The 3333-nt window shown below is 54.5% G+C and carries 5 protein-coding genes; 1 reads left to right on the plus strand and 4 read right to left on the minus strand.

The features are described 5' to 3' along the window. Positions 1 to 328: 328 nt before the first annotated feature. Both AC1DUB_RS28165 and AC1DUB_RS28170 read right to left on the minus strand, forming a co-directional pair. Positions 329 to 781 (minus strand): hypothetical protein, encoded by a 453-nt coding sequence (locus tag AC1DUB_RS28165; RefSeq protein WP_477732370.1) that lies wholly within the window; start codon positions 779 to 781, stop codon positions 329 to 331. Between the two features lie 59 nt (positions 782 to 840). Beyond that, positions 841 to 1554: a hypothetical protein gene (locus tag AC1DUB_RS28170; RefSeq protein ID WP_477732371.1), complete on the minus strand. Its 714-nt coding sequence runs from the start codon at positions 1552 to 1554 to the stop codon at positions 841 to 843. Positions 1555 to 1883: 329 nt separating this feature from the next. Between AC1DUB_RS28170 and AC1DUB_RS28175 the strand changes: the two genes are divergently transcribed. After that, a complete protein-coding gene (locus tag AC1DUB_RS28175; RefSeq protein ID WP_477732372.1) occupies positions 1884 to 2321 on the plus strand; it encodes a hypothetical protein in 438 nt (145 codons plus the stop codon). 179 nt (positions 2322 to 2500) lie between these two features. On the opposite strand, the gene AC1DUB_RS28180 is transcribed toward AC1DUB_RS28175, so the two are convergent. Continuing rightward, positions 2501 to 2890, minus strand: a complete 390-nt coding sequence (locus tag AC1DUB_RS28180; RefSeq protein WP_477732373.1) for an XRE family transcriptional regulator — start codon at positions 2888 to 2890, stop codon at positions 2501 to 2503. Between the two features lie 171 nt (positions 2891 to 3061). Next, positions 3062 to 3268, minus strand: coding sequence for a hypothetical protein (locus tag AC1DUB_RS28185; RefSeq protein WP_477732374.1), 207 nt, complete (start codon positions 3266 to 3268; stop codon positions 3062 to 3064). Positions 3269 to 3333 lie beyond the last annotated feature (65 nt).

Here is a 3333-nt window from a genome sequence, read left to right on the forward strand (position 1 = left end):
AACACAACCCCAACAAGTTATTGGAACTGCTCCAGTCACTGGAAGTTCGGAACGTTGCACTACTCGACCGGCCTCCCGTCGATGGTGGCTAGCCTTCCCGGCGACGGTTCTAGTTATCACCGGAATATTGGCGTCAGGTGGTCAGCGAGAATCGGCTCCGCTGGTCAACTACACCGGAATACGCAGCGGTAGCCGCTGGTGGCTTGGGCCCGGATGAGGCCAATTGCACGACGGCGCGCAAATACTACGATGATTGCGGCGGCAACGACTGACGTAGAGTCTACGGTGGCCCGCTATTGCTGCCGCTATAACCAAGGGAAACTCTTCGTCACGGTGCTTCCGGATGAAAGTAATGCACATAGGCCTGCATTACCGGGAACAAATAGCTCCTAATTTCTCGCCCGTTCACCGTGAAATGGGTTACGCCGAGACTATCACCGCAGCGCATCCAGCCAACTCGTGCTCCACTATAGGAAGCTACAGAACCGATTTCCTCCTTGGCATTGAAATGCTTGGCTCGGTTGCAAAACTCGCGAATCACCGTGTACTCATTTAACGCGTATATGTCACGATGCAGTCGCTGTTCACGTGTGAGATCAACGTCGGCCTTTTGCGCATAGGTCGTGTGGCCATCTGGATAAATCCATTCGCGCAGGTGGTACATCGGGAAGAGTACATCCCAAAGCCCGTCCTCGCTTGGTGATTTGCAGAACGTGGCAAAGCTCCGCTGCAGACGTTGGAATAAGCGTTCCGGTGTGTTGAATGAATATAGGCCGTGCATTTATTCCTACCTTCAAGTGCTGCACTGTCGATGTTCTTGAGAGAGAAAAGCTCAGCGCATCAAGGACTACTGAGTAGTTTCTCAACATACGGCAGAACGAGTGGTCCAACAGTGGTGGTCAGTTGGAGTGCTTCCTCGCCGGCTTTTTTGATCTTCGAAAGGCTGTCGCAGACCTTTGCCGTCTTTTCTATCAGGGCGGAAGTTTTGGCAAGTAGACCCTTTGCGGGGTGTGGGGCACCCTCGTGAGCTGTCTTCAAGGCCTTCTCTTCAGTTTTGTAGTCCCCGACGACTTTGCGAAGGGCTTCTTTGAGCGGTCGCGAACCCTGGATGTCATGCACCTTTAGCGCCGCGCGGATAGTATCCATCTGCCGCTGGATGAAGTCGCGAAGGTACGATGCCATCTCGGTATCGCGTAGGCTAGCCTCCAGTGCCTCGATCTCCGTGCGCAGGCTTTGAAGCTCAGCGTCGGCCATGACTCCCTCATCTTCATCTCGGAGTAACCAAGCTGCCCATTGGAGAGCAAGTCGATTCTCTGGCGGAATGATGTTCCCTTTTTGACTATCCCACGGCCCGTGCAAGTGCGCGGGCGATGAGACGTTCCGGAGTCTGTCGAACCCTGCGCTAGCCAACTCTGGTGGCACGCCGTATTGAGTAAGCATTGCTCGGACGAAATCGATCTCACTTCGAAAGGCTTGCAGGTACATGATCACGTCGTCATCGGTCGTTTCTGTGTCTGGCGTGACGTTGAACACCCTAATCCAAATTTTCAACATGGTTTGCCCGCTTCGCGCGGACTGTTGGATCAACTTGTCGTAGATGGCTAATAGGCGTTGGGCTGGGTTCATGTTTGAGGGGGAGATAAGAAGGGTGAGGCTCTTCGACCATTGATGTTAGTCCAAGAGCAAGCGAACTGGTCGATCTGGACAGGCCAGACCAACTATCAGAGAGGGCGCTCCTATGGTTAGCCCTGCGACTCGATCTCATGCCCGGTAGGATGATAGTTTTCTAACTGGACATCCTAGTCTCGACTGGGTATGCCCATAGCAGCGAGAGGATGGCCAGCATGGTTGGTTCGAACGATGGAAGCGTGGAAATGCGGCCCATGGAGATGCTTCCGATCATGCCTGAGGAGGCGTTTTTGGGTGCAGGGCGGTCGCTCATGCGAGGGGCACAGCTTTTGGCCGCCGTCGACCCTGAATCCGTTGCTGCTGCTGCGCCAGCGCTCACAATGCTTGCTGGGCAAATTCTCGAAAGTTTGCTGAAAGCGTTCTTGGTAAAGCGAGGCCTAATTGCGGACGATTTAAAGAAAAAGCCGTTTGGTCACGACCTCAAAAACTTGTGGCAACGAGCCCGTAGTGAGGGGATGCCCATTGCCATCGCTCTACCAGCTTGGGCTACCCATCTCCAAGAGTTGCACGCCGGGGAGTATGTCTTGCGCTACCCGATGGGCCTTCACGGGATGGGCTATCCCCCAGCTCAGCCGATGATGGATGATTTAGCGATCATGCTTGCCACCGTGGAGCAAGAACTGGTCGGTTAACGCAACGCRGACTTCCGCAGTGATGCCCTTGGGTCGTGGCGCAGATGGACGATTTACGATCTCAGTGAAGACGGCGCGAACTGAGGGTGGGAAGTACCTGACATTGCTGAGGAATTGCGTTCCTAACAAAGAGCGGTCCATCCGGCACAGCAAGCGCGAGTGCGGCTTACGCCACTTTCCTACGTTCCCAGAGCTTGTAGCTGCGCAGAACGCGGCACGGTAGCCCTGACAACATCATCGGCTGGGTTAACTGAAATTTTCCCCAGTTCCGAAAAGTTGCTGATTTTGACCGTCCCGTCAGGGAACTGGGCGACGATTTCCAGGCGCCCACCCATCGCTTCAACGTGACTGCGCAGGGTGGATAGGTACATGTCAGCATGCTTCTCCATTTTGGCAATTGAGGGCTGCTGAACATGAAGTATCTCGGCCAGGACCTTTTGAGATAGGTCACGCGCCTGACGAAGCTCATTTAGTGGCATCTCGGCCAGCATGGCTTTGGTTTTCACATCTGCGCGCGAGCGCGCTTCGGGGGACAGCCGTGCACGCAATTCTGAAAATTTCTTAGTCATCGATCAGTCCTTCCTTTTGGTGGCAGGGGCGTAACGATGGACATCAACCCTGTGAGAACTAAGGCTGACACAGCTAGCCTTGATTCCGCCACGGGCTCATGTTAGACGATGTGCCGGTCTGATCAGCAGGATGGCGCCCTTGCAGCGTCAAGCTGTCACCGCAGATATCCGTCAAGGAGCAGGAGTTGGGGTCAATCCCGGTGCGATCCCGGTGGGATCGGCATAGGATGCCGCTGCTGGCATCATGGCCGTGATGCGCTGAGTCAAGCTGGCGCAGGTGTCTTCATAAAAAATGCCACAATTAAACAAGGTAGCGAAATCAAACCGGGGGAACAAATGGGGGAATAAATGGAGATCGTTCTGAAGAAAAATAAGCATTCATGCGGGTTTCGGGGCTTCATTCAGTAGACCCCAGCCCACCATACAAACAACCCCCGCCAGTG

Source organism: Polaromonas sp. P4_F9, assembly GCF_056401235.1.